The following is a 1,840-nucleotide window of genomic DNA, read 5'->3' as shown; positions in this document are numbered from 1 at the left end:
CCGCTGCCGCGGCCCCGGAGGTCCCGGGCGATTTCTTCGAACTGGTGCGGGAGGCGCGGAGGCTGGACTCCCTGGGGCATCCGGGCGACGGGCCGCTGTGGGCGCGGATCGCGGAGGCGGTGGACGCCGAAGGGCACGTGCACGACGAGCGGCTCGGGCCGGAGGGCCGGCTGCGGGCCGAGCTCGCCGAGCAGCGCGCCTTCGACCTGCGGACGCGCGACCTCGACCGTGAGGCCTGCGCGGCCATGACGGAGGCCGCGGCCCTGTTCGAGGGGGCGGGCATGGTCTGGGACGCCCTGGTGGCCCGGTCGCTGGCCCTCGCCTGGACGGCGCGGCCCGGCGCCGGGGACGGGGCGCCTGACGACGCCGGGAGTTCCGGCCGGGCCGCGGTACGGGCCGGGCTGGAGGCCCTCGCGCGGGAGGCGGAGGCGCTCCTCGCCGCGGGCACGGACGTGGGCGCCGCCTACGACGTACCGGGGGCCGACGGCGACGTCGCCGGCACCGGACCGGGGAGCCTGGCCGCCCGGCGGTACCTGGCGGTGCGGTACGCCGTGGTGTACGCCGCCTTCCACGAGGCCCTGGAGGAGCTGCCGGAGCTGTCCGCCGGCACCCGCGAGTGGTTCGAGGCGGCAACCGGCGCCCTGCGCTCCGAGTCGGTGCGGCTGTCGGCGGCCCACCAGGCGGCCGCCGCGCTGGAGTTCACCGCCAACATCGACCTGCGCCTCGGGGAGACGGAACGCGCGGAGCAGGGGCTGCGGACGATGCTGGAGGAACTGGCCACGGGCGCGCCGGAGCGCCCCTGGAAGGGCAACACGCCCCGGGCGGTCCTCGCCCAGGTCCTGCTCGCGCGGGGGCGGTACGAGGAGGCCGTCGAGCTGCTCCACCAGGCGATCGCCCTGACGGTCCGCCACGGCGACAAGGCCTTCCCGCTGGCGCACACCTACTCCCTGCTCGGCCACGCGGCCTCGCACACCGGTGACACCACCGGTGCGGTACGGCACTTCTCGGAGGCCGCCGACCGTTTCGACCGGGACGGCGAACACGACCACGCGGCCGACGTGCGGCTGCAGCTCGCGGACCTGCTCCGGCGCGGCGGGCGGGCCGCGGAGGCCGTGGCCGTCCTGGAGTCGGTGGCCGCCGACGGCGGCTCCCTCGATCCGCGTCTGCTCGCGCAGGCCCGGCTGAGCCTGGCCCGGGGGCTGCGGGAGCTGGAGGAACACCTGGCGGCCGCCGAGGAGTTCCTGCGGCTGGCCGACAGCGCCGCGGCCTGGGGCGGGGAGGGCGAGGCGGTGCTCACCTCGGTGGCCTCGGAGGCGGCGGTCGCGCTGGCCACCGCCGACCGCTGGGACGCCGCCCGGGCCGCCTACGACCGTGCCGTCGCCACGCACGCGCAGGCCCCGAACCCTTCGGTGATCACGCAGATGATGCGCGAGTTCGCCCGCCTCACCCAGGCCGCCCGCGGCGCGGAGGGGGCGGAGGCGGCCCTCGCCCACCTCGCGGAGGCCGACGCCGTGTGCGCGGCGGCGCCGCCGGACGCGGAGGAGTTCGCCCGCTGGTTCGAGCACGGCAGCATCCGCTACCGCCGGGCCCTGGTGCTCGCGGACGCCGGGCGCTTCACCGAGGCCCTGGCCGAGTCCGAGGCGTCGGTGGCCGCGCACGAGGAGGGCGGGCAGCACGGTGAGGAGCCCCGCGCGGAGGCGGTGCGCATCGCGGCGCTGATCGAGCACAACGGCCTGGAGCGCACCGAGGCCGCGGCGGCCCGCCTCGCGGCGGGCGCGGCCCGCTGCGAGCAGCGCGGCCTCCCGGACGCGGCGCGCGTCCTGGAGGGCATCCGCCGGGA

At 78.3% G+C, this 1,840-nt stretch carries 1 protein-coding gene; it reads left to right on the top strand.

Going from position 1 to position 1,840, the window contains the following annotated elements; all coding sequences use genetic code 11:
• Positions 1–1,840: tetratricopeptide repeat protein (locus VR44_RS35815; protein ID WP_045951831.1), on the top strand; the 1,840-nt coding region annotated here is incomplete at both ends.

This window comes from Streptomyces katrae (assembly GCF_000966975.1).
Classification (GTDB): Bacteria; Actinomycetota; Actinomycetes; order Streptomycetales; family Streptomycetaceae; genus Streptomyces; species Streptomyces katrae.
Note: the sequence above shows the minus strand (reverse complement) of the source record. Positions and strands in the feature narration are given on the sequence as shown.